Raw genomic sequence first — 26,571 nt, forward strand, 5'->3', positions numbered from 1 at the left:
CTGGAATCCCGATGTGCGGATCCGAGCGAATCGAGTTCGTGTCATGACGGCCCCCGCGGCGTACCAGGTGTCCCACCTGGACGCGCTCGAAGCGGAGAGCATCTTCGTGATGCGCGAGGTCGTCGCCGAGATGGAGCGCCCCGTGCTGCTCTTCTCCGGCGGCAAGGACTCGATCGTGATGCTCCGGTTGGCCCAGAAGGCGTTCGCCCCGGCCAACATCCCCTTCCCGGTGATGCACGTCGACACCGGGCACAACTTCCCCGAGGTTCTCGAATACCGGGACCAGCGCGTCGCCGAGCTGGGTCTGCAGCTCATCGTGGCCAGCGTGCCGGAGGCCCTGGCCAAGGGGATGGTGCGCGAGTCGGCCGACGGCATGCGCAACCGGATCCAGACCCCGGTGCTGCTCGACGCGGTGGAGAAGCACCGCTTCGACGCGTTGTTCGGCGGCGCCCGCCGGGACGAGGAAAAGGCCCGGGCCAAGGAGCGGGTGTTCAGCTTCCGCGACGAGTTCGGCCAGTGGGACCCGAAGAACCAGCGCCCCGAGCTGTGGGCGCTCTACAACGGCCGGCACCACCCGGGCGAGTCGATCCGGGTGTTCCCGCTCTCCAACTGGACCGAGCTGGACGTCTGGCACTACATCGCCCGGGAGCGGATCCCGCTGCCGTCGATCTACTACGCGCACGAGCGCGAGGTGATCGAGCGCGACGGCATGCTCTACGCGGTCAACGAGTTCTTCCGGGGCCGCGCCGGTGAGCAGCCGTTCAAGGCCCAGGTGCGGTACCGCACCGTGGGCGACGCCTCCTGCACCGCGGCGGTCCGCTCGGACGCCGACACGGTGGAGAAGGTGATCGAGGAGGTGGCCGCCACGCGGATCACCGAGCGCGGCGCGACCCGCGGCGACGACCGGGTCAGCGAGGCCGCCATGGAGGACCGCAAGCGGGAGGGCTACTTCTGATGAGCGTCGAGACTGTTGCGCCGGCCGAGGCCGACGCGTCGGCCCGGCCGATGGACCTGCTGCGGTTCGCCACCGCGGGCAGCGTCGACGACGGCAAGTCGACCCTGATCGGCCGGCTGCTGTACGACACGAAGTCGCTCTTCACCGACCAGCTCGCCGCCGTCGAGGCGGTCAGCGCGGCCCGGGGCGACGAGTACACCAACCTGGCGCTGCTCACCGACGGCCTGCGCGCCGAGCGGGAGCAGGGCATCACCATCGACGTGGCGTACCGCTACTTCGCCACGCCGCGGCGGAAGTTCATCATCGCCGACACCCCCGGGCACATCCAGTACACCCGGAACATGGTCACCGGGGCCTCCACCGCCGACCTGGCGCTGATCCTGGTGGACGCGCGAAAGGGCCTGGTGGAGCAGTCCCGCCGGCACGCGTTCCTCTGCTCGCTGCTGCGGGTGCCGCACCTGGTCCTCTGCGTCAACAAGATGGACCTGGTCGACTGGTCGCAGGAGGTGTTCGAGCAGATCGCCGACGAGTTCACCGCGTTCGCCGCGAAGCTCGACGCGCCGGACCTGACCGTGGTGCCGATCTCCGCGCTCCAGGGCGACAACATCGTCACCCGCTCGGAGAACATGCCCTGGTACGAGGGCCCGTCGCTGCTGCACCACCTGGAGCGGGTGCACATCGCCTCGGACCGCAACCTGGTCGACGTCCGCTTCCCGGTGCAGTACGTGATCCGGCCGCAGTCCACCACCGTCACCGACTACCGGGGCTACGCGGGCCAGGTGGCCTCGGGCGTGCTCAAGGCCGGCGACGAGGTGATGGTGCTGCCGTCGGGCTTCACCAGCCGGATCGCCGCGGTGGAGACCGCTGACGGCCCGGTGGACGAGGCGTTCCCGCCGATGGCGGTGACCGTCCGGCTGGCCGACGAGATCGACATCTCGCGGGGCGACATGATCTGCCGGCCGAACAACGCCCCGACCGTCGCGCAGGACATCGAGGCGATGATCTGCTGGATGGACGAGACCCGCCCGCTGCAGGTCGGCGGCAAGTACGCCATCAAGCACACCACCCGCTCGGCCCGGGCGATCGTGCGCGGCCTGCACTACCGGCTGGACATCAACTCGCTGCACCGCGACGAGACGGCCGGCGAGCTGAAGCTCAACGAGATCGGCCGGGTGCGGCTGCGCACCACGGTCCCGCTGCTGGCCGACGAGTACCGCCGCAACCGCACCACGGGCGGTTTCGTCATCATCGACGAGACCACCAACCGCACGGTCGGCGCCGGCATGATCGTCGAGGCCGGCTGACCCGGTCCGCACGTCGCGAAGGGCCCCTCGTCCCTGGACGAGGGGCCCTTCGTCACACTCAGTCGAGGCGGGTCACGCCGTCGGCCGGGCGGACGGTCACGGTGCCGGGCGCGGTGAAACCGCGGTCGGCGTAGGCGGCGGCCACGGCGGCCGCCACGGCGTCGGCGGCGTCCGCGTCGACCAGGGCGAGCACGCAGCCGCCGAACCCGCCGCCGGTCATCCGTGCCCCGTACGCCCCGGCGGCCAGCGCCGCCTCGACCGCGGTGTCGATCTCCGGCACGGTGATCTCGAAGTCGTCCCGCATCGAGGCGTGCGAGGCGGTCAGCAGCGCGCCGATGTCGCGGACCCGGCCGGCGCGCAGCAGTTCGACGGTGTCGAGCACCCGCTGGTCCTCGGTGACCACGTGCCGGACCCGGCGGCGGGTCTCGGAGTCGTCGAGGCGGGCCAGCGCGGCGTCGAGGTCGGCGGCGGCGACGTCGCGCAGCGCGGCCACCCCGAGCGCCTTCGCGGCCCGCTCGCAGGACTTGCGGCGCGCGGCGTACTCGCCGTCGGCGTGCCGGTGCGGTGCGCGGCTGTCGATCACCAGCACGGCCAGCCCGGCGGCGTCCAGGTCGAACGGGATCTGCTCGACCGCCTCGGTGCGGCAGTCCAGGAAGAGCGCGTGCCCGGACCGGCCGCGGATCACCGCGGACTGGTCCATGATCCCGGTGGGCGCGCCGACGTAGTCGTTCTCGGCCCGCTGGGCCAGCCGCGGCCAGCGGTCGGCCGGCAGGTCCAGCCCGCCCAGGTCGACCAGGGCGGCGAGCACCGCCGCCTCGATGGCCGCCGACGAGGAGAGCCCGGAGCCGACCGGCACGTCGGAGGCGATGGCCAGCCGGGCGCCCGGGACGGCGTGACCGGCGACGCGCAGCGCCCAGACCACCCCGGCCACGTAGGCGGCCCAGCCGTCGACCCGGCCGGGCTCGTCGGCCTCGGCCGGCCCGAACTCCACCGGCTCGTCGTCCAGCTCCGACCAGACGCTCCAGCGCCCGTCGTCCCGGACCGCCGCGGCGACGACGGTACGCAGCGGCAGCGCGAAGGGCAGCACGAAGCCGTCGTTGTAGTCGGTGTGCTCGCCGATCAGGTTGACCCGGCCGGGCGCCGCCCAGCGGCCCGCGGGCTCCGCGCCGTACCGCTGCCGGAACCCGGCGGTGGCCCGGGCCGCGACGTCGCTCACCGGTCCTCCTTCGTTCGCGACTGCGGGGCTCGCAAAACCGGCTCACTCCTCGCGCTCACTGCTGCCCCAGGATGTGCGTGCGGTAGAACTCCCAGGCGTCGCCGACCATGTCCTGGAGGGTGGGCTTCTCCGGCACCCAGCCCAGCTCGGCGCGGGCCAGCGCCGAGGAGGCGACCAGCTCGGCCGGGTCGCCCTCGCGGCGCGGGGCCACCTCGACCGGCACCGGGTGCCCGGTGATCTCGCGGACCACCTCGATCACCTGCCGGTTGGTGAAGCCGTTGCCGTTGCCCAGGTTGTAGATCCGGTGCCGGCCGGCCGTGGCGGCGTCGAGGGCCAGCAGGTGGGCGCGGGCCAGGTCCGCGACGTGGATGTAGTCGCGGACGCAGGTGCCGTCGACGGTGGGGTAGTCGTCGCCGAAGAGCTGGAGCTTGTCGCGCCGGCCGGCGGCCACCTCGAGGGCCAGCGGGATGAGATGGGTCTCGGGGTCGTGCCGTTCGCCGAGTGCCCGTCCGTCGTGCCGGTAGGCCCCGGCCACGTTGAAGTAGCGCAGCGAGACGGCGGCCAGGTCGTGTGCGACCGCCTCGGAGGTCAGCGCCATGTCGACGGCCAGCTTGGTGGCCCCGTAGGTGTTGGTGGGGGCCTTGACGGCGTTCTCCGGAATGGGCAGCTCGGTGGGGTTGCCGTAGACGGCGGCGGTGGAGGAGAACACCAGTCGGGGCACCCGCGCGGCGCGGACCGCGTCGATCAGGGCGAGCGAGCCGACGGTGTTGGTCTGCCAGTAGAGCTCCGGCTTGACCATCGACTCGCCGGCGGCGATCAGGGCGGCGAAATGCAGCACGCCGTCGAAGCCGGCGTCCGGAGTGAGCACCCGGGCGGCCTCGTGGATCGGCAGGTCGACGTGGGTCGCCTCGGGGGCCAGCGCCTCCCGGTGGCCGGTGCGCAGGTCGTCCAGGACCGTCACCTGGTGACCGTGGTCCAGCAGCATCCGGGTCACCACGCTGCCGATGTAGCCGGCGCCGCCGGTGACGAGCAGTTTCACGTCGGTCCTCCTCTGCCTGGCCGCGTGTCGCGGCGGCCGTCCGTGATCACCCTACGGCCGCGCGCTGTGCCGCGGCTGCGAGTGGGGCCGCCTGCCATTCCATCACAATCCTTCATGATTGAACAGATCCGAACATCGCCCGAGGCGTGCGGCGTCCGCTGTCTACCATCCTTCTCATGCGGGAGGGAGGTGGTCCCGGGCCCCGGCGACGCTCGTCGGGGCGGCCCAGACGCGAACCGGGACCCGTGGCCCGGACCGTGGCCCGGCTCGTCGTACGGGCCGCCGACGGCGCCACCCGCCTGGTCACCGACCTGCTCGGGGCCAGCCCGACCGCCGGCCGGGAACGGATCAGCGAGGCCGAGCTGCGCGACCTGGTCGCGGCCAACACGCTGCTCGACCCGGACGAACGGCGGATCATCGACGAGGTGCTGGTGGCCGGCGCGCGGCTGGTCCGCGAGGTGATGGTGCCGCGTACCGAGGTGGTCTTCCTGGCCACCGGGCTCACCCTGGCGGAGGCCGAGCGGCTGGTCTGGGCCGAGCCGCACACCCGCTACCCGGTGGTCGACGGCACCCACGACGACGTGGCCGGCTTCGTCCACCTGCGCGACGTGCTGCTGCGCCCGGAACGGGACCCGCGCGCCACGGTCGGCGAGCTGACCCGCGAGGTGAAGCGGCTCCCCGGCAGCAAGCGGGTGCTAGCCGCGCTCACCGAGATGCGCCGGGAGGGCCACCACCTGGCCGTGGTGGTCGACGAGTACGGCGGCACCGCCGGCATCGTCACCTGCGAGGACCTGGTCGAGGAGCTGGTCGGGGAGATCCACGACGAGGACGACGCCCCGCCCGACCCGGGTCACGCCGGCCTGCCCGCCGTGGTCGACGGCCGGCTCAACCTGGCCGACTTCGCCGAGCGCACCGGGGTGCCGCTGCCCGCCGGGCCGTACGAGACGGTCGGCGGCTTCGTGATGGCCGCCCTCGGCCGGCTGCCGGTCGCCGGCGACGAGGTGCCGGTGGCCGTCGACCCGGAGGACGCCGGCGGACCCGACCCGGACGACCCGCCCGGCGGCTGGCTGCTGCGGGTGGTGGCGCTCGACGGGCGGCGGGTGTCCCGCCTCGCGGTCTCCCCGGCGCGCCTGCCCGAGCCGCGGCGCGAGGTCACCGCCCCGCTCCCGCCCGTGCCCACCCGACCCACCGGCCCGTCATGACGGACGCCGGGGCTTGCTGACAGAATTGCCGGCATGTCCGACGTACCCGCCCGCCCGCGCGTCTTCTCCGGCATCCAGCCGACGGCCGACTCGTTCCACCTCGGCAACTACCTGGGCGCGGTACGGCACTGGGTGGCCCTGCAGGAGAGCCACGACGCCTTCTACTGCGTGGTCGACCTGCACGCGATCACGGCCGGGCACGACCCGAAGGTGCTCAAGCAGCGCACCCGGATCGCCGCCGCGCAGCTCTTCGCGGTCGGTCTCGACCCGGAGCGCAGCACCCTCTTCGTCCAGTCGCAGGTGCCCGAGCACCCGCAGCTGGCCTGGGTCCTCGGCTGCATCACCGGCTTCGGCGAGGCCAGCCGGATGACCCAGTTCAAGGACAAGTCGCAGAAGCAGGGCAGCGAGCGGGCCAGCGTCGGCCTGTTCACCTACCCGATCCTCCAGGCCGCCGACATCCTGCTCTACCAGGCCCACGCGGTGCCGGTCGGCGAGGACCAGCGGCAGCACCTGGAGCTCTCCCGCGACCTGGCCCAGCGGTTCAACTCGCTGTTCGGCCCGACCTTCACGGTGCCCGCCCCGCACATCGTCAAGGACACCGCGAAGATCACCGACCTGCAGGACCCGACGGCCAAGATGTCGAAGTCGTCCTCCTCCCCGGCCGGCATCATCGACCTGCTGGAGGAGCCGGCCCGCTCGGCCAAGAAGATCCGCTCGGCGGTCACCGACACCGGCCGCGAGATCGTCTTCGACGCCGAGGGCAAGCCGGGCATCTCGAACCTGCTCACCATCTACTCGGCGCTCTCCGGCCGGAGCATCGACGACCTCGTCGCCGCGTACGACGGCAAGGGCTACGGCGACCTGAAGAAGGACCTCGCCGAGGTGGTCCGGGAGTTCGTCACCCCGATCCAGGAGCGCACCCGCGCCTACCTGGACGACCCGGCGCAGCTCGACAAGCTGCTCGCGCACGGCGCGGAGAAGGCCCGCGCGGTCGCCGACGCGACGCTGCGCACCGCGTACGAGCGGATCGGCTTCTTCCCGCCGGTTCGGTTCGAGTAGCGGCCCGGGCACGGCGGGAACGGGTGACGCAGTCGGTGGCCGGAGGGGTGGCGCGCAGCGTGGATGGCAGGGACGGGGCGCCGGACGCCGGTGACACCATCCAGATCGGGATCGCGGTCGACATCCCTGAGCCCTGGGGCGGGATGCTCACCCGCCGGCGGATCGAGGCCGGCGACCCGCAGGCCGTTCCGGCGCACGTCACCCTGCTCGGGCCCACCGAGATCCCGGTGCGCGCGCTGCCCGCCGTCGAGGAGCACCTGGCCCGGGTGGCCGCCACCCACCTGCCGTTCACCCTGCATCTGCGGGGCACCGGCACGTTCCGGCCGGTGACCCAGGTGGTGTTCGTGGCGGTGGCCGCCGGGATCAGCGAGTGCGAACTGCTCGCCGCCGCCATCAACGCGGCCCCCGAGCTGCACCGCGAGGCGCGCTTCCCCTACCACCCGCACGTCACGGTGGCCCAGGACGTGCCGCCCGAGGTGCTCGACAAGGCGTACGAGGACCTGGCCGACTTCTCCGCGCTCTTCGAGGTGGAGGCGTTCACCCTCTTCTCGCACAGCGGGGCGACCCGCTGGCAGCCCCGCCGCGACTTCCGCCTCGGCGGCTGAGCTGAGCAGGCGACCTGCCGGCCACCGCCGGGCCCGGAGATCGGCGAGGATGGCGGGGTGAACGTCATCGGCCGGATCGAGGCCGCGCTGGGCCGCCGCATCGACGCGGTCCGCGTCCGGTCGTCGGCCTTCGACCACGTGTGGCGCGCCGGCACGCTCTACGCCGACCTGCTCGCCGGCCGGCTGGCCGCCGCGATCGCCTACTACGGCTTCTTCGCGGTGTTCGCGCTGGCCCTGGTCGGCTACTGGATCTTCGGCACGATCCTCCAGGACAACCGTGAGGTCAGCCGGGCGGCGGCCGACTTCCTGGAGGTGAACCTGCCGTTCCTCGACCCCCAGCAGATCGCCGAGAGCAGCAACACCGTCGGCGTGGTCGGCTTGGTCATCCTGGTCTTCACCGGCATCGGCTGGGTCGAGGCGATCCGTTCCTCGCAGCGGCTGATGTACGGCTTCAACCAGCAGCCCGGCAACCTGGTGGTCCGCCGCCTGGTCGACCTGGGGGTGCTGGTCGCGGTCTTCGTGCTGCTCGGCGTCTCGGTGGCCGCCGTGGACGCGCTGGAATCGCTGCTGCGCTTCCTGCTGCGCAGCACCGGATCGGTCGGGCTGACCACGGTCAGCGCGGTGCTCAGCGTGCTGGTCAACGCGGTGCTGGCCACCGCGATGCTGGTGGCGGTGCCGCGGCTGCGGATGAGCCGCCGCCGGCTGCGCCCCGCCGTGCTGACGGTCGCCATCGGCATCACGCTGCTCAACACCGTCGGGCGCTACTACGTGGTGCGCACCGAGCGGAACCCGGCCTACACGGTGGTGGCCACGGCGGTGGGGCTGCTGCTCTACCTCTACCTGCTCAACCAGATGGTGCTCTTCGGCGCCGCCCTGGCCGCCACCAGCCGCTACGGCCGGGTGGTGGACCTGGCCGACGGCGGCGGACGGGACGTGGACGTGGAGATTGACGAGGAGACCGACCCGGGTACGCCGGGAGGGGCGGGATGAGCACCAGGATCCGGATCGACCAGGACTCGGCGGTGCCCCCGTACGAGCAGGTGCGCGGACAGCTCGCCGGCATGATCGGCGACGGTCGGCTGGCGGTCGGCACCCGGCTGCCCGCGGTCCGGCAGCTCGCCGCCGACCTGGGCCTGGCGGTGAACACCGTGGCCCGGGCGTACCGGGAGCTGGAATCCGCCGGGCTGGTGGAGACCCGCGGCCGGCACGGCACCGTGGTGGCCCCGGGGCGCGACGACGCCACCGACCGCCTGCACCGCGCCGCCACGGAGTACGCCGCCGAGGCGCTCCGCCTGGGCGTCCCGCCGGACCGCGCCGTCGCCCTGGTCCGTGCGGCTCTGGACGCCGGTACGCACGGGTGAGAGCGACCGCCGGAGAGGGGGGAGTTGGCGTGAATGAGGCCCACGTCCGCGCCGCGACCGACCATGATGGGCCGGTGGGCGCACTCGTGACACTGGACCTGCCGGACGACTCGCCGATGTTGGGCCTGCCGTGGATCATCACCTTCGGCCCGCTCGGCGACGACGACGAGTGGGAGCCGGTGGTCTGCGGCCCGTACGAGCGGCCCCACGCGCTCGCCCTGGCCGAGGCGGTGGTGGCCGAGGAGCAGCTGATGGCGGTGGTGGAGCCGCTGCTGCCGGCGCTCACGCCCGAGGAGATCCGCAGCGAGATCGCCGCCGCGCAGATCGCCGCCGACGACGAGGCGGCCCGGATCGACCAGGCGGACCTCTACGGCGACTTCGAGGACGTCATCGACGAGGAGCTGGAGCTGGCCGCCGAGCGGGAGCCCGAGCCGGTGGCGCCGCCCAGCCGGGACGAGGTCCGGGCCGGGCTCGCCCGGATCGCCCAGCTGCTCACCGCCAGGGGCGCCTGAGGCTCAGTTCGGCGGCCTCTCGAGCACGCAGAACTCGTTGTCCTCCGGGTCGGCCAGCACCACGAAGCCCTCCGTGCCGGTCTGCCCGACGTCGGCGTGCCGGGCGCCGAGCCCCAGCAGCCGGTCGACCTCGGCCGCCGGGTCGCCGTCGGAGACCAGGTCCAGGTGGAGCCGGTTCTTGCCCTGCTTCGGGGTGCCGCTGCCCTGCAACCAGAAGGTGGGGCCGGGCCGGCCGGGCGGCGGATAGAGCCTCGCGCTGCCGTCGTCGCCCCGGCGGACGGTGTAGCCGAGGGCGGCCGACCAGAACCGGACCATGCGATCGAGGTCGCTGACGTCGAGGGTGTACTGCGCCACGTGTGCGGTCATCACCCCGTGGTACCCCCACGGTCCCAGATGGACACCGACCCCCCGGGAACGGAAGTCCCCGAGGGGCCGGTGCCACCTCACCCCCCACCACAAGGGGTCGGTAGCCCAGCCGCCCGTCGGCGCGGGGCACAACGGACGACCAGGTCAATGGCGGGTTACCCGGCTCAGCGCCGTTCGAACCACGCAGCCGCGTCCACCGGCAGGACATGCCCGTCGCCCCGCTCGGTGAGGTCGGCGCTGGCGACGACCGGCCGGCCGTGGCCGGCGATCGTCACCTCCGCGCCGCTGAGGTTGACCACGCAGGTCAGCTCGGCGTCCCCGGCGGCTCGGCGGAACGCCAGCACCCCGGGCTCGGTCTCCAGCCAGGTGATGCCGCCGGTGCCGGCCAGCGCCGGGTGCTCGTGCCGGATCCGCAGCGCGGTCCGGTAGAGCTCCAGCGTCGAGCCGGCCATGCCGGCCTGGGCGGCCACCGAGAGGGCACGCCAGGTCGCCGGGGCCGGCAGCCAGCTCAGCTCGCTGCCCTCAGGGCCGAAGCCGTACGGGGCCAGCTCGCCGCTCCACGGGATCGGCACCCGGCAGCCGTCACGGCTCTCCCCGGTGCGCAGGAACGCCGGGTCCTGGCGCAGCTCGTCGGGGAGGTCCAGCACCTCGGGCAGGCCCAGCTCCTCGCCCTGGTAGACGTAGGCGCAGCCGGGCAGGGAGAACATCAGCAGGGCGGCGGCCCGGGCGCGGCGCAGGCCGACCTTGCCGTCGCCGTATCGGGTGACGTGCCGCTGCCGGTCGTGGTTGGAGAGCACCCAGGTGGTCGGCGCCCCGACGATGGTCGACTCGGCGAGCGCGGTGTCGATCACCTTGCGGAACGAGTCGGCCGACCAGGTGGCGTCGAGGAAGTCGAAGCTGAACGCCTGGTGCAGCTCGTCCGGGCCGATGTAGCGGGCCAGCCGCTGCGGGGTCTCCGCCCAGGCCTCGGCCACCGCCATCCGGCCGCCCGGGTAGCTGTCCAGGATCGGCCGCCAGGCGCGGTAGATGTCGTGCACCTCGTCCTGGTCGAAGTACGGCAGCCGGCCCTTGCCCAGCAGCTCGGACTGGCGCTGGCCGGTGGTCATCGAGTTGAAGCCGACGTCCGGCAGCCCCTCCGCCTTGATCATCCCGTGCGCCACGTCGATCCGGAAGCCGTCCACGCCCCGGTCGAGCCAGAACCGCAGGATGTCCTCGAACTCGGCGCGTACCTCCGGGTGGCGCCAGTTCAGGTCGGGCTGGGCCGGGTCGAACAGGTGCAGGTACCACTGCCCGTCGGCGACCCGGGTCCAGGCGGGGCCGCCGAAGATGCTCTCCCAGTCGTTAGGCGGCAGTTCGCCCCGCTCGCCCTTGCCGTCGGCGAAGAGGTAGCGCTCGCGTTCCGGGGAGCCGGGGCCGGCGGCGAGGGCCGCGGTGAACCACGGGTGGGCGCTGGAAGTGTGGTTGGGCACCAGGTCCACGATGATCCGCAGGCCCAGGGCGTGCGCGTCGGTGATCATCGCGTCGAAGTCGGTGAGGGTGCCGAAGAGCGGGTCCACGTCCCGGTAGTCGGCAACGTCGTAGCCGGCGTCGACCTGAGGCGAGGTGTAGAAGGGGGTCAGCCAGAGCGCGTCCACCCCGAGGTCGCGCAGGTGGGGCAGGCGTTGCCGGATGCCCTGGAGATCCCCGACGCCGTCCCCGTTCGCGTCGGCGAAGCTGCGGACGTAGACCTGGTAGACGACCGCGGACCGCCACCAGTCGTTGTCGGCGGTCAGCGGCGTGGGCTGGGGGGCGGAGGTCATCGGTGAGGATCCCCGTTCTGTGGCGCGGGACGGCGGTGCCCGGTGCGGGCTGGTGGTGGGCGCAGGGTGTCTGAGCAGAATGCCGCTCTTGCGCTGCAAGAGTCAAGCATTCCTTGCGCAAGAAATGACGGCGGGCGGGGCCAGTCGCCGGATCGTCGCGGTGTCAGGCGGGGACGGCGAGGGTGGAGCGCTGGCGCTTCGCGCCGCCGCCGGTGTCGGCCGCGCGGGCCACCGCGGTCGAGCCACGCACCACCAGCTCCGGGCGGAACACGTACTCGGAGTTCGGGGCCGCGTGCCCGTTGATCTCGTCGACCAGGGCCCGGACGGCGGCCACCGCCATGGCGGCGACCGGCTGGCGCATGGTGGTCAGCGGCGGGTCGGTGAAGGCCATCAGCGGAGAGTCGTCGTAGCCGACCACCGAGACGTCGTCGGGGACGGCGAGGCCGCGCTGCCGGGCGGCCCGGATAGCGCCGAGCGCCATCAGGTCGGAGCCGCAGACCAGGCCGGTGACGCCCCGCTCGATGAGCCGGCCGGCGGCGGCCTCGCCGCCCTCGACGCCGAACAGGGAGAGCTCGGCCAGCTCGCCGACCTCCGCCTCGGTGGTGCCGACCAGCCGGGCCATCGCGGCGCGGAAGCCGGTCACCCGGCGCTGCACCGGCACGAACCGGTCCGGGCCGGTGATCAGGCCGATCCGCCGGTGGCCGAGGGCGACCAGGTGGGCGACGGCCAGCTCGGTCGCCTCGCCGTCGTCACAGGAGACGAAGGGCGCAGCGATGCCGGGCGCGTACCCGTTGATCATGACGATCGGCAGCGGGCGGGCGATCAGCGCGCGGTACCGGTCGTGGTTGGCGGCGGTGTCGGCGTGCAGCCCGGAGACGAAGACGATCCCGGAGACCTGCCGGTCGAGCAGCATCTCGACGTACTCGTCCTCGGTGACCCCGCCGGGCGTCTGGGTGCAGAGCACCGGGGTGAACCCGCTCTGCGCCAGCGTCGACTCGATGACCTGGGCGAAGGCCGGGAAGATCGGGTTGTCCAGCTCGGGCACGACGAGGCCGACCAGCCCGGCGCTGCGCTTGCGCAGCCGGGCGGGGCGCTCGTAGCCGAGCACGTCGAGGGCGGTGAGGACGGCCTGCCGGGTCTCCGGGGCCACTCCGGGGCGGTCGTTGAGCACCCGCGACACCGTGGCCTCGCTGACTTCGGCCTGTTGGGCGATGTCGGACAGTCGAGCGCGCATGGCGGCACTTTAGCTCACCGGCAACTTCTTGCGTACGCTCCTGCAAGCCCTTCCATTATCTGCAACCTCTTGCTAACGTCCCCGCAACATGCGAGAGCAGCGGCGCAGCACCCCGCGCCGGTCAGCAAGAAATTTTCGAGCTTTCCACTGGCGGGCCGCCCTTCCCCCGGCGGGCCGCCATGACGACAGGAGTACCGATGCGCATCCGTACCGCGGGTGTGGTCGCTGTCCTCGGCCTGGCGCTCGCCGGGTCCGGCTGCGGCGGCAGTGACGGCGACAAGCCGGCCGCCAAGGAGTCCGCCAAGGCCACCGGCGGCAAGCTGGTCATCTGGGCCGACGACAAGCGGACCGCGGCCCTGAAGCCGTTCGCCGAGGAGTTCGGCAAGGAGAACGGCGTGACCGTCGAGGTCCAGGCCGTCTCCAAGGACCTGCAGACCAACTTCGTCACCGCCTCGCAGCAGGGCAGCGGCCCGGATGTCGTGGTCGGCGCGCACGACTGGATCGGCAACATGGTCCAGAACGGCGCCATCGACCCGGTGCAGCTCGCCGCCGAGCAGAAGAGCGCCTTCAACGAGACCGCGATCAAGGCCGTCACCTTCAACGGCCAGCTCTACGGCGTCCCCTACGCCACCGAGAACATCGCGCTGATCCGCAACACCGAGCTTGCCCCCGAGGCGCCGAAGACGATCGAGGACCTGGTCGCCGCCGGCAAGAAGCTCAAGGCTGAGAAGAAGGCCAGCGAGATCCTCTGCCTCCAGTCCGGCCAGAACGGCGACGCGTACCACGTGTACCCGCTGTACACCTCGGGCGGCGGCTACCTGTTCGGCACCACCGCCAACGGCGACTACGACCCGAAGGACCTGGGCGTGGGCAAGCCGGAGTCGATCGCCGCCTTCCAGAAGATCGCGAAGCTCGGTGAGAAGGGCGACGGCGCGCTGAAGCGCTCCATCACCGGCGAGAACTCCATCGCCACCTTCACCGGCAAGAAGTGCGCCTTCCTGGTCTCCGGCCCGTGGGCCATCGCCGACGCCAAGAAGGCGAACATCAAGTACGACATCTCCCCGGTCCCCGGCTTCGCCGGTGGCAAGGAGGCCCAGCCGTTCGTGGGCGTCCAGGCGTTCTACGTCGCCGCCAAGGGCAAGAACAAGGCCCTGGCGCAGGAGTTCGTCACCAACTACGTGACGAAGCCGGAGCTGGCCGTCGCGCTGTACAAGGCCGAGCCGCGCCCGCCGGCGCTGACCGCCGCCTTCGACCAGGTCAAGGGTGAGGACGCCGACCTGGCCAAGTTCCAGGAGGCCGGCAAGAACGGCCAGGTGCTCCCGGCGATCCCGGCCATGGCCGCGATCTGGGACCCGTTCGGCAAGGCGGAGGCCGCCATCATCGGTGGCGCCGACCCGGCCAAGACGATCACCGCCGCGGGCAAGACCATCGCGGGTCAGATCAAGTAATGAGCACGTCGCTGTCCGGCCCGGGGTCTGCTGAGCAGGCCCCGGGCCGGGAGCCCGTTGGCCGCGGGCTCCCGCGCACATCCCGTACCGCGCGGAACCACGCGCCGATCACCGCGACCGGCCTCGTCGTCAAGGTGGTCCTGCTCGGCCTGGTGGCCGGGATCGCGATCTGGGCGGCGTTCCCGCTCGTCGAGGCCGAGCACTGGGTCGGGCTGGGGATCCTCGCCGCCGCGACCGCCGGCCTGTTCTACCTCTACCTGACCCGCCGGCACATCCCGGCCAAGTACCTGGTCCCCGGCACGCTCTTCCTGATCGCCTTCCAGGTCTTCCCGGTGCTCTACACCGCGAGCACCGCGTTCACGAACTTCGGCGACGGCCACCGCGGCAGCAAGGACGACGCGATCGTCGCCATCCAGACCTCCTCGGTGCAGCAGGTCCCCGGCTCCACCGAGTACTCCCTCTCCATCGCCACCAAGGGCGACCCGGCAACCGGCGCGCTGGTCTTCCTGCTCAGCGACCCGAAGACCAGGGAGGTCTTCGCGGGTGACGCGGAGGGCCTGCGCAAGCTCGACGCCGGCGACGTCACGGTCAGTCCGACCGGCAAGATCACCGACGCTGCCGGCTTCACCGTGCTCAACTTCGGTCAGGCCAGTGGCCGCAGCAAGGACATCACCGACCTGGTGGTGCCGACCGCCGGCGGCGCCGTCCGCTCCAACGGCCTGTCCCGCGCCTACGAGGGCACGGCCGTCCGGGCGTACGACGCGGGTTGCGACTGCGTCAAGGACAGCGAGACCGGCAAGACCTGGACCGCCGACCCGGCGACCGGTTCCTTCGTGGCCGCCGACGGCGATCGGCTCACCCAGGGCTGGAAGGTCAACGTCGGGCTGAAGAACTTCAGCCGGGTGCTCACCGACCCGAACATCTCCGGGCCGTTCTTCGGCACGCTGCTGTGGAACTTCGCCTTCGCGATCGGCTCGACCGGGCTCACCTTCCTGCTCGGCATGGCCATCGCGCTCGCCCTGCACTCGCCCCGGATGCGCGGCACCAACTTCTACCGGGTGCTGCTGATCCTGCCGTACGCCATGCCGTCGTTCGCGATGCTGCTGGTCTGGCGGGACATGTTCAACACCGACTTCGGCCTGGTCAACAACCTGTTCGGGCTGGGGGTCGACTGGTTCGGCGGTGCGTGGACGGCCCGGCTCGCGGTGCTGCTGGTGCAGCTCTGGCTGGGCTACCCGTACATGTTCCTGGTGGCCACCGGCGCGCTCCAGGCGATCCCGCGGGAGCTGACCGAGGCCAGCTCGGTCGACGGGGCCAGCCCGTGGCAGTCGTTCCGGTCGGTCACCCTGCCGCTGCTGCTGGTCGCGCTCTCGCCGCTGCTGATCGCGTCGTTCGCGTACAACTTCAACAACATCAACGCGATCTGGCTGACCACCGAGGGCGGGCCGTTCCCGGCGGACAACCCGACCAACGGCGCCACCGACCTGCTCATCACCTACACCTACCGGCTGGCCTTCGGCGCCCAGGGCGCCGAGTTCGGCATGGCCGCCGCGGTCTCGGTCTTCATCTTCGCGATCGTGGCCACGGTGTCGGCGATCAGCTTCCGGCGGACCCGCAAGCAGGAGGAGGTGTACTCGTGACGACCCACGCGAACGCCGCCGTCGCCAACCGCAACGCGAGGGGCCGGTCCAGGAACCGCTGGTTCGCCCGGGTGGGCTGGCGGCACCTCGTCGGGGTGCTGGCCGTGGTCTTCAGCCTCTTCCCGATCCTGTTCGTGCTCTCCGCGGCGCTCAACCCGCTCGGCACACTCTCCTCGACCGAGCTGCTGCCGACCGGGGCGTCGGCCGAGAACTTCAGCAACCTGTTCCGGAAGACCGCCTTCGGCCACTGGTTCCTCAACTCGCTGCTGATCGCCGGTGCGGCCAGCTTCCTGTCGATCTTCCTGTCCGCGCTCGCGGCGTACGCGTTCTCCCGGATGCGTTTCGCCGGGCGCCGGGTCGGCCTGCTCGCGCTGCTGCTGATCCAGATGTTCCCGCAGTTCCTGGCCATCGTGGCGATCTTCCTGATCTTCACCACGGTCACCGACCTGTGGCCGGTGATCGGCTTCAACACCCCGTGGGGCCTGTTCCTGCTCTACATGGGTGGCGCGCTGGGCGTGAACACCTGGCTGATGAAGGGCTTCTTCGACACCCTGCCGCGGGAGCTGGACGAGTCGGCGACCATGGACGGCGCCTCGCACGCCCAGGTCTTCTTCCGGATCATGCTGCCGCTGGTGGCGCCGATCCTGGCGGTGACCGCGCTGCTGTCGTTCATCGGCACGATCAACGAGTTCATGATCGCCAACGTGTTCCTCACCAACACCGAGTCGAAGACCCTCGCGGTCGGCATGTTCGGCCTGGTGGCGGGCGAGCGCAACAACAACTTCGGGATGTTCGCGGCGGGCACCCTGCTCACCGCCGTCCCGACGGTGCTGGTGTTCCAGTTGCTCCAGCGCTACATCGTCTCCGGCCTGACCGCCGGAGCAGTCAAAGGCTGAGCCTCCTCGGCTCACGCTGCGGCAAGGGCGTCGTGTCGACGTACACCGGAGCGGTTTCCGGGCGGACCGTCGCGGTCGGGTGACCGACCGCGGCGGGTGCCCGCCCCACTCCCTGTCTCGAACGACGCGAAAGGCATGCCCATGTCTCTCCAGCCGCACCACGACGGATCCGCCACCTACGTGCCCGAGCAGGAGCCCGCGCTCGGGCAGGTCGTCCCGGTCTTCGTCCGGGTGCCGACCGGCGCCGGCGTCCGCCAGGTGCACGTCCGGACCACCGGCGACGGCGAGCCGCGCTTCGCCGAGGCGGTGGTCGACCGCACCGAGGGCGGTGACGTGTGGTGGCGGGCCGACGTCGAGGTCCGCAACCCGGTCAGCAACTACCGCTTCCTGCTCGACGGCGCGGCGGGCGCCCGCTGGCTGAACGCGGCCGGCCTGGTCGACCACGACGTGCCGGACAACGGCGACTTCAAACTGGTCAGCTACGCGCCCCCGCCGGCCTGGGCCCGGGACGCGGTGATCTACCAGGTCTTCCCGGACCGGTTCGCCCGCTCGGCCGCCGCGGCCGACCGGACGGCGCCGGACTGGGCGATCCCGTGCGACTGGGACACCCCGGTGATCGGGCGCGGCCCGGAGACGCCGCGGCAGTTCTACGGCGGCGACCTCGACGGGATCACCGAGCGCCTGGACCACCTGGACCGGCTCGGGGTGAACACCGTCTACCTGACGCCGATCTTCCCGGCGCGCTCCAACCACCGGTACGACGCGGCGAGCTTCGACACGGTCGACCCGCTGCTCGGCGGGAACGCGGCCCTGGCTCGGCTGGCCGACGCGGTGCACGCCCGGGGCTGGCGGCTGCTCGGCGACATCACCAGCAACCACACCGGCGACGCCCACCAGTGGTTCACGGCCGCCGTCTCGGACGTGCACGCGCCCGAGCGGGAGCTGTACTACTTCGACCTGGCCGGAGGGGACTACGAATCCTGGAACGGGGTCAAGTCGCTGCCGAAGCTCAACTGGGGCAGCACCGAGCTGCGCCGGCGCTTCGCCACCGCCGAGGACTCGCTGCTGCGCCGCTGGCTGCGCTCGCCGTACGCGCTGGACGGCTGGCGGGTGGACGTGGCGAACATGACCGGCCGGCGGGGCGCGGACGCGTACACCCACGAGGTGGCCCGGCTGCTGCGGGAGGTGGTCGCCGACACCCGGGCCGACGGGCTGCTGCTCGCCGAGCACGGCCACGACCACACCGGTGACCTGGACCGGGACGGCTGGCACGGCACCATGAACTACGTCGGCTTCACCGACCCGGTCTGGTCCTGGCTGCGTCTCGGTGACGACCCGGTGCCGAACTTCCTCGGGACGCCCGGCGGGGTGCGGCGGCGGGACGCGGGCGCCGTGCTGGCCACCATGAACACCTACCGGTCGCTGATCTCGTGGCGGTCGTACACGCACTCGTGGCAGTTGCTCGGCTCGCACGACTCGGCTCGGATCCGGACCGTGGTCGGCGGCGCGGCCCGGCAGGAGGTGGCCGCCGGCCTGCTCGCCACCATGCCGGGCACGCCGGTGATCTTCGCCGGCGACGAGCTGGGCCTGACCGGCGAGAACGGGGAGGGCTCGCGCACCCCGATGCCGTGGCACCGGCCGGAGAGCTGGGACGCGCGCACCTTCGACGCGTACCGGTCGCTGCTGGCGCTGCGGCGCACCGAGCCGGCGCTGCGGCACGGCGGCCTGCGCTGGGTGCACGCCGACGCGGACACGCTGGTCTTCCTCCGCGAGGCGCCGACCGGCGCGGTGCTGGTGCTGGCCCGCCGCGCGCCCGGCACCCTGGTCCGCCTGACCGGCCTGCCGACCGGCGACAACGTGTACGGCGGCGCCCCCGCCCTACGCCCCGACACCACCGGCACGGTGACTCTCCCCGCAGACGGCCCCACCTTCCAGGTCTGGCGCCTCACCTGACCCCACCGTCTCCGCGATCTTGCAGTTTGGGCCCGCGTTCTGCGGCTTTTGCCCCTCCTGTAGGGGCGTCAACTGCAAGATCGCGGGGGAGTCAGGGGCGGGGGAGCAGGGCGCGGACGCCGGCCAGGTAGGTGGCGCGGTCGGGGGTGCCGGTCAGGACGCGTTGCAGGACGTAGCCGGGGACCAGGGCGAACAGGGCCGCGCCGACCGCCTCCGGGTCGGCGTCCGCGGGTAGTTCGCCGGCCGCGTGGGCGCGCTGGGCCAGCGTGGTGAAGTGGTTGCGGAAACCGGTGTACGTCCGGCCGATGAACTCGGCGAGCGCCGGATCCCGCTGCGCCTCGCCCCACACCTGGATGGCCAGTGGCAGCACGCCGTCCGGGCCGGTCTGCGTGTCGACGTAGGTGAGGGCGCGGTCCAGCGCGTCGACCAGCGGCAGCGGCGGGTCGGCCGCCGCCAGTTCGGCGAAGATCCCCTCGGCACCGCCGACCACCGACTGGGCGATCGCGGTGATCAGGTCGTTCTTGCTCGGGAAGTAGCGGTAGACCGCGCCGACCGAGAGGCCGGCCTCCCTGATCACGTCCTGCATCGAGGTGTTGTGGAAGCCGTCGCGCCGGAAGCAGCGCCGGGCCGCGTCGAGGATCTGCTGGCGGCGGGCCGCGAGGTGTTCGTCCGATACGCGTGGCACGACCCACAGTGTAAAGCGAACGTTCGTTCTTGACGGCGGACCGTGCGGTACCGCACGCTCAGTTCAAGAGAACGAACGTTCGTTTTAAGGAGGCGGAGATGCCCGCTCAGCTCTCCCGGATCCGCTCGCCCTGGCTGCTCGCCGCGCTGCTCGCCAGCCTGGCGGTGGTGGTGCAGGCGCTGCTCGTACCCCTCTTCGCGGCGCCGGCCGCCCACCTGGCGCCGCGCGACCTGCCGGTCGCCGTCGCCGGGCCGCCGCCCGCAACCGCCGAACTGGCCGCCCGGCTCGCCGCCGCCCGGCCCGGCGGCTTCGCCGTCACCACGCTGCCGGACGGGGCTGCGGCCGACCGGGCGCTGCGCGACCGCGAGGTCTACGCCGCCTTCGTGGTCGGCCCGGACGGCGTCGCCCTGCACACCGCCCCGGCCGCGAGCCCGACCGTGGCCGCGCTGCTCACCGAGGCCGCCGCGCAGCTCTCCGCCGGCCGGCCGGTGTCGGTGGTGCAGGTCGTGCCGGCCGACCCGGACGACCCGCGCGGGGCCGGCTTCGCCGCCGGGTTCCTGCCGTTGGCGCTGACCAGCATGCTGGCCGGGGCACTGCTCACCGTCCTGGTCGCCCGGCGCGGCGCGCGGCTGGCCGGCCTGCTCGGCTACGCCGTCCTGGCCGGCCTGGTCGGGGCCGCGGTCCTGCACGGCTGGCTCGGCGTCCTCGACGGCGACGTGTGGCTCGAGGCGGCCGCGATGGGGCTGTTCGCGCTCGCCGCGGCGGGCACCGTGGCGGGCCTCGGTGCGCTGCTCGGCGGTCCCGGGCTCGGGCTCGGCGCGCTGCTGGTCTTCCTGGTCGGCAACCCGCTCTCCGCGGTCGGCGCGGCGCCCGAGCTGCTGCCGCAGCCCTGGGGCACGCTCGGGCAGTTCCTGCCGGTCGGCGCGGGCGGCACGCTGCTGCGCTCGGCCGCGTTCTTCGACGGCGCGGGCGCCGGCCGGCCGCTGACCGTGCTGGCCGGCTACGCGCTGGTCGGCCTCGCCCTGGTGCTTGTCGGCCGTCGGACCGTCGGGACCGGCGTGGGCAGCCCGGCGCCGGACGCGCGGCCGGCCGAGGTCACGGTATGACGGCACCTCGCCCGGCCGGCTACTACAGGACGTCGTTGATGGGGGAGGATGATCGGTGTGGAAGCTCTTCGACTGATCCTTCTCTACGTCCATCTGATCGGGTTCGCGATGCTGCTCGGCGGTGCGATCGCCCAGTACGTCAGCGGCCGGCTGCGGATCAACGCGGCCATGCTCTGGGGCTCGGTGATCGGGCTGCTGACCGGAATCGGTCTCTCCGCCCCGTTGCGCGACGGCGACGAGCCGGCACCGGCCAAGCTTGTTACCAAGTTGGTGCTCGCACTGCTGATCTTTGTCATGGTCTTCTTCTCCCGTAAGCGGGAGTCCGTGAACCGCGGGCATTTCCTTGCGATCATCGGGTTGACGCTGGTCAACGCGGCGGTGGCGGTCTTCTGGCGGTAGCCCCCGCGGCGCAGCGGGAGACCAGCGGAAACGGACGTTCGCGACACCTCTCCGGAGGGCCGCCGGCACGAGAGGTGATGTGCCCCACGCGTGGGTTACGTAGGGGTAACGACCGCTCAACAGTCGTGCACGATTGTCGGCCGGTGGGTGGGCGCGGGCGTACGCTCCCGTCCGTAACGTGGGACGCCGGCGGCACACCGCAGGCCGGCGCAAGGGCTGCCACCGCGCACGACGCGGTGTGCAATGGGAAGGAGACGTCTTGCGCTCTGTGCGTGGGATGCGGATCGCCTCCGCCATCGTGGCGGGTGGCCTCGTGCTGGGCGCCGCCGCATGTGGTGAGGCTCCCAAGGACGACAACAACGCCGGCGGCAACGGCGGCAAGAAGTTCACCGCCTGCATGGTGACCGACGTCGGTGGCATCGATGACAAGTCCTTCAACACCTCGGCCTGGAAGGGCCTGCAGGAGGCGAAGAAGGAGAACGACAACATCGACATCAAGAACGTCCAGTCGAAGGCCGAGGCGGACTACGAGGTCAACCTGACCGGGTTCGTCAACCAGAAGTGCGACTTCATCCTGGCCGTCGGTGGCCTGATGTCGGACGCCACCAAGAAGGCCGCCGAGGCGAACAAGAACCAGCAGTTCGCCATCGTGGACGCGAACCCGGGTGTCGACAACATCTACCCGATGCAGTTCGACACCGCGCAGGCCGCCTTCCAGGCCGGTTACCTGGCCGCCGGGCTGAGCAAGACCGGCAAGGTCGGCACCTACGGCGGTCTGCCGATCCCGCCGGTCACCATCTTCATGGACGGCTTCGCCGACGGCGTGGCGTACTACAACAAGGCCAAGAGCAAGAACGTCCAGGTCATCGGCTGGGACAAGGCCGCCCAGAAGGGCTCCTTCACCAACGACTTCGTCAAGCAGGACGAGGGCAAGAAGGTCTCCGACGCGCTGGTCGCCCAGGGCGCCGACATCATCATGCCGGTCGCCGGTGGCGCGGGCCTCGGCACCACCGCCGCCGCGCAGGCCTCCAACGGCAAGTACTCGGTCGTCTGGGTGGACGTCGACGGCTGCGAGAGCACCCCGAACTGCCCGGCGCTGGTCACCACGGTCGTCAAGAACATCCCGGACGCCGTCAAGGACGCCGTGCTGAAGGCCGCCAACGGCGAGAAGCTCCAGGCCAAGCCGGGCTTCGTCGGCACCCTGGCCAACAACGGCGTCTCGATCGCGCCGTACCACGACTTCGACAGCAAGGTCCCGGCGGACCTGAAGGCCGAGGTCGACAAGATCAAGGCGGACATCGCCGCCGGCACCATCACCGTCACCTCGAAGGCCCAGCCGACCAAGTGACCGCTCCGCCGACCGCCGCGGTGAGATCATCGGCCGCGGGGGCCGGCGGGCACCAGGTTTGACGATCCGGCCGCCTCGACCTGCGTGGGGAAGACCCCGCGCGACGTCGGGGCGGCCGGTCACCTTGATCCCCCACTGACCCCCACCCGGCGCGGTGGCGGCGCGGCAGTCGCTACGCTGCACCATCGCTCGCACTCCAGGAGGTTGCGCTGAGACTCGAACTGCGCGGCATCACCAAGCGGTTCGGTGATCTGGTCGCCAACGACCACATCGACCTGACGGTGGAGCCTGGAGAGATCCACGCCCTGCTCGGCGAGAACGGCGCCGGCAAGTCGACCCTGATGAACGTGCTCTACGGGCTCTACCAGCCCGACGAGGGCGAGATCCTGGTCGACGGCAAGCCGCTGAAGCTGAGGGGCCCGTCCGACGCGATCGCCGCCGGGATCGGCATGGTGCACCAGCACTTCATGCTGGTGCCGGTCTTCACCGTGGCCGAGAACGTGATGCTCGGCGCGGAGCAGGTCAAGGGGGGCTTCACCGGCTTCCTCGACCGCCGGCGGGCCCGGCGCGAGGTCGCCGAGGTCTCCGAGCGGTACAACCTCCGGGTCGACCCGGACGCGGTGATCGAGGACCTGCCGGTCGGCATCCAGCAGCGGGTGGAGATCGTCAAGGCGCTCACCCGCGACGTCGACCTGCTCATCCTCGACGAGCCGACCGCCGTGCTGACCCCGCAGGAGACCGAGGAACTGCTCACGGTCATGCGGTCGCTCAAGGAGGCCGGCAAGTCGATCGTCTTCATCACCCACAAGCTGGGCGAGGTCAAGGCGGTCGCCGACCGGATCACGGTGATCCGGCGCGGGAAGACGGTCGGCACCGCCGAGCCGAGCGCCAGCCGGGACGAGCTGGCCGCGCTGATGGTGGGCCGCAGCGTCCGGCTGACCGTGGACAAGAAGCCGGCCCAGCCGGGCAAGCCGATCCTCGAGGTGGCCGGCCTGGTCGTCGACGACGACCGGCAGGTCCGCGCGGTCGACGGCATCGACCTGACCGTGCACGCCGGTGAGGTGCTCGGCATCGCGGGTGTGCAGGGCAACGGGCAGACCGAGCTGATCGAGGCGATCATGGGCCTGCGCCCGGTGCTCGCCGGCTCGATCACCCTGGACGGCCAGGCCGTGCACGGCTGGACCACCAAGAAGGTGCTCCGCGCCGGCGTCGGGTACGTCCCGGAGGACCGCAGCGTCGACGGCCTGGTCAAGGAGTTCTCCGTCGCGGAGAACCTGGTGCTGGACATCTACGACCGGCCGCCCTTCGGCAAGGGCCTCTCGCTCAAGCCGGACGCCATCGCGAAGTCGGCGAAGGAGCGGATCGAGCAGTTCGACGTCCGCACCTCCTCGGCCGACGCGGCGGTCGGCACCCTGTCCGGCGGCAACCAGCAGAAGGTGATCGTGGCCCGGGAGCTGTCCCGGCCGCTGAAGCTCTTCATCGCCGCCCAGCCCACCCGGGGCGTGGACGTCGGCTCGATCGAGTTCATCCACAGCCGGGTCATCCGCGAGCGGGACATCGGCACCGCCGTCATGGTCGTCTCCAGCGAGCTGGACGAGGTGATCGGCCTGGCCGACCGGATCGCGGTGATGTACCGCGGCCGGATCATCGGCGTGGTCGGCCCGGACACCCCGCGCGAGGAGATCGGCCTGCTGATGGCCGGCATCACGCCGGACACCGCCACCACGACCACCGACGGCGCTGGCAACGAGGACGAGGCATGAGTAACCCCAACCCGGTCTCGGGCTCCCCGGACAAGGAGCCGGCGACCGAGGCGCAGGAGGCGCGGAGCGAGGCCCGGGCGACACCGGTCGCGCCCCCCGGCGACACCGAGCGGGCGGCGCCCGCCACCGCGACGAAGCCGCCCGCGGCCCAAGAGCCCCGCCCCTCGCTGGGCCGGCTCTTCCTGGACAACCTCTGGGCGGCCAACACGGTCACCGTGACCGTGCTCGCGGTGCTGCTGGCCATGCTGGTCGGCGCGGTGCTGATCATCGTCTCCGACCCGGAGGTGCTGGCCACCTACGGCTACATCACCGCCCGCCCGGCGGACGCGCTCAACGCCAGCTGGACCGTGGTCAGCGAGGCGTACGCGAACCTGTTCAAGGGTGCGATCTTCGACCCGGACGCGTCCGGCTTCACCGCCGCGCTCGGCCCGATCTCGGAGACGCTGACGTACACCGCGCCGCTGGTCTTCACCGGCCTGTCGGTGGCGCTCGCCTTCCGGGGCGGCCTGTTCAACATCGGCGCCCAGGGTCAGGCGACCATCGGCGTCATCCTCGCCGCCGTCGTCGGCTTCGCGCTGCCGCTGCCGCCCGGGGTGCACCTGCTGGTCGCGCTGATCGCCGGTGCGGCCGGCGGCGCGCTCTGGGGCTTCATCCCGGGCATCCTCAAGGCGCGCACCGGCGCCCACGAGGTGATCACCACGATCATGCTCAACTACGTCGCGGTCTACTTCCTGTCCTGGATCATCGTCCAGAACGGGGTGCAGAACCCGAACCGGTCGGACGCGATCAGCAAGCCGGTCGAGTCCTCCGCCCAGCTGCCCCGGCTGCTCGGCGACAACCTGCGGGTGCACGCCGGCATCCTGGTCGCGGTGCTGATCACCTGGTTCATCGCCTGGCTGCTGAACCGCTCGACGCTCGGCTTCGAGCTGCGTGCGGTCGGCGAGAACCCGGACGCCGCCCGGACCGCCGGCATCAGCGTCACCAAGACGTACGTGCTGGTCATGGCGATCGCGGGTCTGCTGGCCGGCCTCGGCGGGTCGAACATGGTGCTCGGCTCGACCGCGAACGCGCTCACCCCGCTGGTGATCGCGCAGATCGGCTTCGACGGCATCCTGGTCGCGCTGCTCGGGCGGCTGAAGCCATGGGGCGTGCTGCTCGCCGCGCTGCTCTTCGGCGCGCTGCAGGCCGGCGGCAACCGGATGCAGTCGTACTCCGGGATCTCGCTGGAGCTGGTCACCGTGCTCCAGGCGCTGATCGTCATCTTCGTGGCCGCGCCGGCCCTGGTTAAGGCGATCTTCCAGCTGCGGGCCGCTCGCGCGGCCCGGTTGCAGACGAGCCTGGCGAAGGGCTGGTAAGGCAATGTCGACCATGGCTGTCCCCGACGTCGCCGTCACCGTCGACGAGGGCTTCTGGACGCGTACCCGCAAGGTCGGTGTCGTCCTGCTGGCGCTGGGCGTGCTCTCCGCCGTGCTGTTCGGCGCACTCGCGACCGGCCAACAGGCCCGGTTCACCCTCAGCGAGACCGAGGGCGGCGCCGCCCTGGAGATCACCGGAACCGTCGGTGCGATCCTCTTCGGCGTCGTCGCCGCGGCGGCCGGGGGCGCCCTGCTCGCCGGCGTGCCGAAGCGCTGGCTCACCGTGCTGCTCGGTGTCGGGCTGGTCGCCTTCGTGCTGAGCTTCCTGTGCTGGCAGGTCTCCGCCGCCCCCGAGGGGCGCAACTTCATGCCGCTGGTCAACATCGTCCGGGGCACGTTCATCCTGGCCCTGCCGCTGATCTTCGGCGCGCTGTCCGGCGTGCTCTGCGAGCGGACCGGCGTGGTCAACGTGGCGATCGAGGGCCAGCTGCTGATGGGGGCGTTCAGCGGGGCGCTCTTCGGCAGCATCTACCAGAACGTCTGGGTGGGCCTGCTGGCCGCGGCGGTCGGCGGCGCGATCATCTCGCTGCTGCTCGCCGTCTTCGCGATCCGCTACCTGGTCGACCAGGTGGTCATGGGCACCGTGCTCAACCTGTTGGCGCTCGGGGTCACCGGCTTCCTCTACGAGCGGCTGATGCAGACCGACGCGACGAAGTACAACAGCGCGCCCCGGTTCGGCAACTGGGAGATCCCGCTGCTCAAGGACATCCCGCTGATCGGCCCGGCGCTGTTCCGGGGCAACATCTTCCTCTACCTCGGCCTGCTGCTGGTGCTGGTCATCCACCTCGCGCTGTTCCGTACCCGGTGGGGCCTGCGGACCCGGTCGGTGGGTGAGCACCCGACGGCCGCCGACACGCTCGGTGTGAAGGTGCTGCGGCTGCGCTACCGCAACGTGATCATGGCCGGCCTGGTGGCCGGCGTGGGCGGCGCCTCATACACCCTGGCGCTCTACTCGTTCACCAAGAACATGATCGGCGGTAAGGGCTTCATCGCCCTGGCCGCGCTGATCTTCGGCCGGTGGAGCCCGACCGGTGCGCTGCTCGCGGCGCTCTTCTTCGGCTTCGCCGACCAGCTCGCCACCTACCTGGGGGCGATCGGCAGCAGCATCCCGAGCCAGTTCCTGGCGATGCTGCCCTACCTGGCGACGATCCTGGCGGTGGCCGGGCTCGTCGGCAGGGTCCGGGCGCCGGCCGCCGACGGCAAGCCGTACATCAAGGGCTGACCGCCCGCGACGCAGCGTGCCCGGCGGGGGGAAACCCGCCGGGC

General features: G+C 71.9%; 24 protein-coding genes. 18 read left to right on the forward strand and 6 right to left on the reverse strand.

The window, feature by feature from the left end:
• Window positions 1-43 precede the first annotated feature (43 nt).
• Together cysD and cysN are read left to right on the forward strand one after the other, a co-directional pair.
• Entirely contained in the window at window positions 44-955 is a 912-nt protein-coding gene (gene cysD, locus AC0OLQ_RS04755; RefSeq protein WP_357334936.1) for a sulfate adenylyltransferase subunit CysD, read from the forward strand.
• Window positions 955-2,259, forward strand: a complete 1,305-nt coding sequence (gene cysN / locus AC0OLQ_RS04760; RefSeq protein WP_357334938.1) for a sulfate adenylyltransferase subunit CysN — start codon at window positions 955-957, stop codon at window positions 2,257-2,259. The genes cysD and cysN overlap by 1 nt, the downstream gene beginning before the upstream one ends.
• A 58-nt stretch (window positions 2,260-2,317) precedes the next feature.
• On the opposite strand, the gene galK is transcribed toward cysN, so the two are convergent.
• A complete protein-coding gene (gene galK, locus AC0OLQ_RS04765) occupies window positions 2,318-3,475 on the reverse strand; it encodes a galactokinase (RefSeq protein ID WP_484530336.1) in 1,158 nt (385 codons plus the stop codon).
• Between the two features lie 55 nt (window positions 3,476-3,530).
• Window positions 3,531-4,460 (reverse strand): UDP-glucose 4-epimerase GalE, encoded by a 930-nt coding sequence (gene galE / locus AC0OLQ_RS04770; RefSeq protein ID WP_484532271.1) that lies wholly within the window; start codon window positions 4,458-4,460, stop codon window positions 3,531-3,533.
• A gap of 230 nt (window positions 4,461-4,690) precedes the next feature.
• Here galE and AC0OLQ_RS04775 point away from each other — a divergent pair, with 230 nt between their 5' ends.
• The 6 genes from AC0OLQ_RS04775 to AC0OLQ_RS04800 all read left to right on the forward strand — a co-directional run bounded on the left by AC0OLQ_RS04775 (window position 4,691) and on the right by AC0OLQ_RS04800 (window position 9,253).
• Window positions 4,691-5,716 carry a hemolysin family protein gene (locus tag AC0OLQ_RS04775; RefSeq protein WP_484530337.1) on the forward strand — a complete coding sequence of 342 codons (1,026 nt, stop codon included), beginning with the start codon at window positions 4,691-4,693 and terminating at the stop codon, window positions 5,714-5,716.
• Between the two features lie 33 nt (window positions 5,717-5,749).
• Window positions 5,750-6,775, forward strand: a complete 1,026-nt coding sequence (trpS, locus tag AC0OLQ_RS04780; protein ID WP_484530338.1) for a tryptophan--tRNA ligase — start codon at window positions 5,750-5,752, stop codon at window positions 6,773-6,775.
• Window positions 6,776-6,798: 23 nt separating this feature from the next.
• Complete coding sequence (locus tag AC0OLQ_RS04785) at window positions 6,799-7,380, forward strand: 2'-5' RNA ligase family protein (RefSeq protein ID WP_357334951.1); 582 nt, start codon at window positions 6,799-6,801, stop codon at window positions 7,378-7,380.
• Between the two features lie 57 nt (window positions 7,381-7,437).
• A complete protein-coding gene (locus AC0OLQ_RS04790; protein ID WP_484530339.1) occupies window positions 7,438-8,370 on the forward strand; it encodes a YihY/virulence factor BrkB family protein in 933 nt (310 codons plus the stop codon).
• Window positions 8,367-8,741: a GntR family transcriptional regulator gene (locus AC0OLQ_RS04795; protein ID WP_484530340.1), complete on the forward strand. Its 375-nt coding sequence runs from the start codon at window positions 8,367-8,369 to the stop codon at window positions 8,739-8,741. The genes AC0OLQ_RS04790 and AC0OLQ_RS04795 overlap by 4 nt, the downstream gene beginning before the upstream one ends.
• Before the next feature lie 74 nt (window positions 8,742-8,815).
• A complete protein-coding gene (locus tag AC0OLQ_RS04800) occupies window positions 8,816-9,253 on the forward strand; it encodes a hypothetical protein (protein WP_357334960.1) in 438 nt (145 codons plus the stop codon).
• Window positions 9,254-9,256: 3 nt separating this feature from the next.
• Here the strand turns inward: AC0OLQ_RS04800 and AC0OLQ_RS04805 are convergent, their stop codons facing one another.
• From AC0OLQ_RS04805 to AC0OLQ_RS04815, 3 genes are all read right to left on the reverse strand, one after another.
• Complete coding sequence (locus AC0OLQ_RS04805; RefSeq protein WP_484530341.1) at window positions 9,257-9,619, reverse strand: VOC family protein; 363 nt, start codon at window positions 9,617-9,619, stop codon at window positions 9,257-9,259.
• A 164-nt stretch (window positions 9,620-9,783) separates the two neighbouring features.
• Window positions 9,784-11,418 carry a glycoside hydrolase family 13 protein gene (locus AC0OLQ_RS04810; RefSeq protein WP_484530342.1) on the reverse strand — a complete coding sequence of 545 codons (1,635 nt, stop codon included), beginning with the start codon at window positions 11,416-11,418 and terminating at the stop codon, window positions 9,784-9,786.
• Between the two features lie 163 nt (window positions 11,419-11,581).
• Window positions 11,582-12,652, reverse strand: a complete 1,071-nt coding sequence (locus AC0OLQ_RS04815) for a LacI family DNA-binding transcriptional regulator (RefSeq protein ID WP_357334969.1) — start codon at window positions 12,650-12,652, stop codon at window positions 11,582-11,584.
• 197 nt (window positions 12,653-12,849) lie between these two features.
• On the opposite strand from AC0OLQ_RS04815, the gene AC0OLQ_RS04820 reads away from it, so the two are divergent.
• From AC0OLQ_RS04820 to AC0OLQ_RS04835, 4 genes are all read left to right on the forward strand, one after another.
• Complete coding sequence (locus tag AC0OLQ_RS04820; RefSeq protein WP_484530343.1) at window positions 12,850-14,100, forward strand: sugar ABC transporter substrate-binding protein; 1,251 nt, start codon at window positions 12,850-12,852, stop codon at window positions 14,098-14,100.
• Complete coding sequence (locus AC0OLQ_RS04825; RefSeq protein WP_484530344.1) at window positions 14,100-15,740, forward strand: ABC transporter permease subunit; 1,641 nt, start codon at window positions 14,100-14,102, stop codon at window positions 15,738-15,740. Before AC0OLQ_RS04820 ends, AC0OLQ_RS04825 begins: the two co-directional genes overlap by 1 nt.
• Entirely contained in the window at window positions 15,737-16,636 is a 900-nt protein-coding gene (locus AC0OLQ_RS04830) for a sugar ABC transporter permease (RefSeq protein WP_484530345.1), read from the forward strand. The genes AC0OLQ_RS04825 and AC0OLQ_RS04830 overlap by 4 nt, the downstream gene beginning before the upstream one ends.
• Before the next feature lie 141 nt (window positions 16,637-16,777).
• A complete protein-coding gene (locus AC0OLQ_RS04835) occupies window positions 16,778-18,589 on the forward strand; it encodes a glycoside hydrolase family 13 protein (protein ID WP_484530346.1) in 1,812 nt (603 codons plus the stop codon).
• A 91-nt stretch (window positions 18,590-18,680) separates the two neighbouring features.
• On the opposite strand, the gene AC0OLQ_RS04840 is transcribed toward AC0OLQ_RS04835, so the two are convergent.
• On the reverse strand, window positions 18,681-19,274 hold the full coding sequence (locus tag AC0OLQ_RS04840) for a TetR/AcrR family transcriptional regulator (protein ID WP_484530347.1): 594 nt from the start codon (window positions 19,272-19,274) through the stop codon (window positions 18,681-18,683).
• Window positions 19,275-19,372: 98 nt separating this feature from the next.
• Here AC0OLQ_RS04840 and AC0OLQ_RS04845 point away from each other — a divergent pair, with 98 nt between their 5' ends.
• From AC0OLQ_RS04845 to AC0OLQ_RS04870, 6 genes are all read left to right on the forward strand, one after another.
• Complete coding sequence (locus tag AC0OLQ_RS04845; protein WP_484530348.1) at window positions 19,373-20,380, forward strand: YhgE/Pip domain-containing protein; 1,008 nt, start codon at window positions 19,373-19,375, stop codon at window positions 20,378-20,380.
• A 57-nt stretch (window positions 20,381-20,437) separates the two neighbouring features.
• The gene (locus AC0OLQ_RS04850; RefSeq protein ID WP_091261434.1) at window positions 20,438-20,779 is read left to right on the forward strand and encodes a hypothetical protein; all 342 of its coding nucleotides are present in this window, start codon (window positions 20,438-20,440) and stop codon (window positions 20,777-20,779) included.
• Window positions 20,780-21,056: 277 nt separating this feature from the next.
• A complete protein-coding gene (locus AC0OLQ_RS04855; protein ID WP_357335369.1) occupies window positions 21,057-22,127 on the forward strand; it encodes a BMP family lipoprotein in 1,071 nt (356 codons plus the stop codon).
• Between the two features lie 269 nt (window positions 22,128-22,396).
• The gene (locus tag AC0OLQ_RS04860; protein WP_484532272.1) at window positions 22,397-23,890 is read left to right on the forward strand and encodes an ABC transporter ATP-binding protein; all 1,494 of its coding nucleotides are present in this window, start codon (window positions 22,397-22,399) and stop codon (window positions 23,888-23,890) included.
• On the forward strand, window positions 23,887-25,245 hold the full coding sequence (locus tag AC0OLQ_RS04865; protein ID WP_484530349.1) for an ABC transporter permease: 1,359 nt from the start codon (window positions 23,887-23,889) through the stop codon (window positions 25,243-25,245). Before AC0OLQ_RS04860 ends, AC0OLQ_RS04865 begins: the two co-directional genes overlap by 4 nt.
• Window positions 25,246-25,249: 4 nt before the next feature.
• Window positions 25,250-26,527 carry an ABC transporter permease gene (locus AC0OLQ_RS04870; RefSeq protein ID WP_357334995.1) on the forward strand — a complete coding sequence of 426 codons (1,278 nt, stop codon included), beginning with the start codon at window positions 25,250-25,252 and terminating at the stop codon, window positions 26,525-26,527.
• The last annotated feature ends 44 nt before the right edge of the window (window positions 26,528-26,571 follow it).

The sequence above is a fragment of the Micromonospora sp. Utrum1 genome, from assembly GCF_057197805.1.

What these genes read in the sequence shown, in the direction of transcription:
- cysD (WP_357334936.1), top strand. Translation starts at nt 44, where the DNA reads ATGACGGCCCCCGCGGCGTACCAGGTGTCCCACCTGGACGCGCTCGAA.
- cysN (WP_357334938.1), top strand. Translation starts at nt 955, where the DNA reads ATGAGCGTCGAGACTGTTGCGCCGGCCGAGGCCGACGCGTCGGCCCGG.
- galE (WP_484532271.1), bottom strand. Translation starts at nt 4,460, where the DNA reads ATGCTGCTGGACCACGGTCACCAGGTGACGGTCCTGGACGACCTGCGC.
- AC0OLQ_RS04775 (WP_484530337.1), top strand. Translation starts at nt 4,691, where the DNA reads ATGCGGGAGGGAGGTGGTCCCGGGCCCCGGCGACGCTCGTCGGGGCGG.
- trpS (WP_484530338.1), top strand. Translation starts at nt 5,750, where the DNA reads ATGTCCGACGTACCCGCCCGCCCGCGCGTCTTCTCCGGCATCCAGCCG.
- AC0OLQ_RS04795 (WP_484530340.1), top strand. Translation starts at nt 8,367, where the DNA reads ATGAGCACCAGGATCCGGATCGACCAGGACTCGGCGGTGCCCCCGTAC.
- AC0OLQ_RS04805 (WP_484530341.1), bottom strand. Translation starts at nt 9,619, where the DNA reads ATGACCGCACACGTGGCGCAGTACACCCTCGACGTCAGCGACCTCGAT.
- AC0OLQ_RS04810 (WP_484530342.1), bottom strand. Translation starts at nt 11,418, where the DNA reads ATGACCTCCGCCCCCCAGCCCACGCCGCTGACCGCCGACAACGACTGG.
- AC0OLQ_RS04815 (WP_357334969.1), bottom strand. Translation starts at nt 12,652, where the DNA reads ATGCGCGCTCGACTGTCCGACATCGCCCAACAGGCCGAAGTCAGCGAG.
- AC0OLQ_RS04820 (WP_484530343.1), top strand. Translation starts at nt 12,850, where the DNA reads ATGCGCATCCGTACCGCGGGTGTGGTCGCTGTCCTCGGCCTGGCGCTC.
- AC0OLQ_RS04825 (WP_484530344.1), top strand. Translation starts at nt 14,100, where the DNA reads ATGAGCACGTCGCTGTCCGGCCCGGGGTCTGCTGAGCAGGCCCCGGGC.
- AC0OLQ_RS04835 (WP_484530346.1), top strand. Translation starts at nt 16,778, where the DNA reads ATGTCTCTCCAGCCGCACCACGACGGATCCGCCACCTACGTGCCCGAG.
- AC0OLQ_RS04845 (WP_484530348.1), top strand. Translation starts at nt 19,373, where the DNA reads ATGCCCGCTCAGCTCTCCCGGATCCGCTCGCCCTGGCTGCTCGCCGCG.
- AC0OLQ_RS04855 (WP_357335369.1), top strand. Translation starts at nt 21,057, where the DNA reads ATGCGGATCGCCTCCGCCATCGTGGCGGGTGGCCTCGTGCTGGGCGCC.
- AC0OLQ_RS04865 (WP_484530349.1), top strand. Translation starts at nt 23,887, where the DNA reads ATGAGTAACCCCAACCCGGTCTCGGGCTCCCCGGACAAGGAGCCGGCG.
- AC0OLQ_RS04870 (WP_357334995.1), top strand. Translation starts at nt 25,250, where the DNA reads ATGTCGACCATGGCTGTCCCCGACGTCGCCGTCACCGTCGACGAGGGC.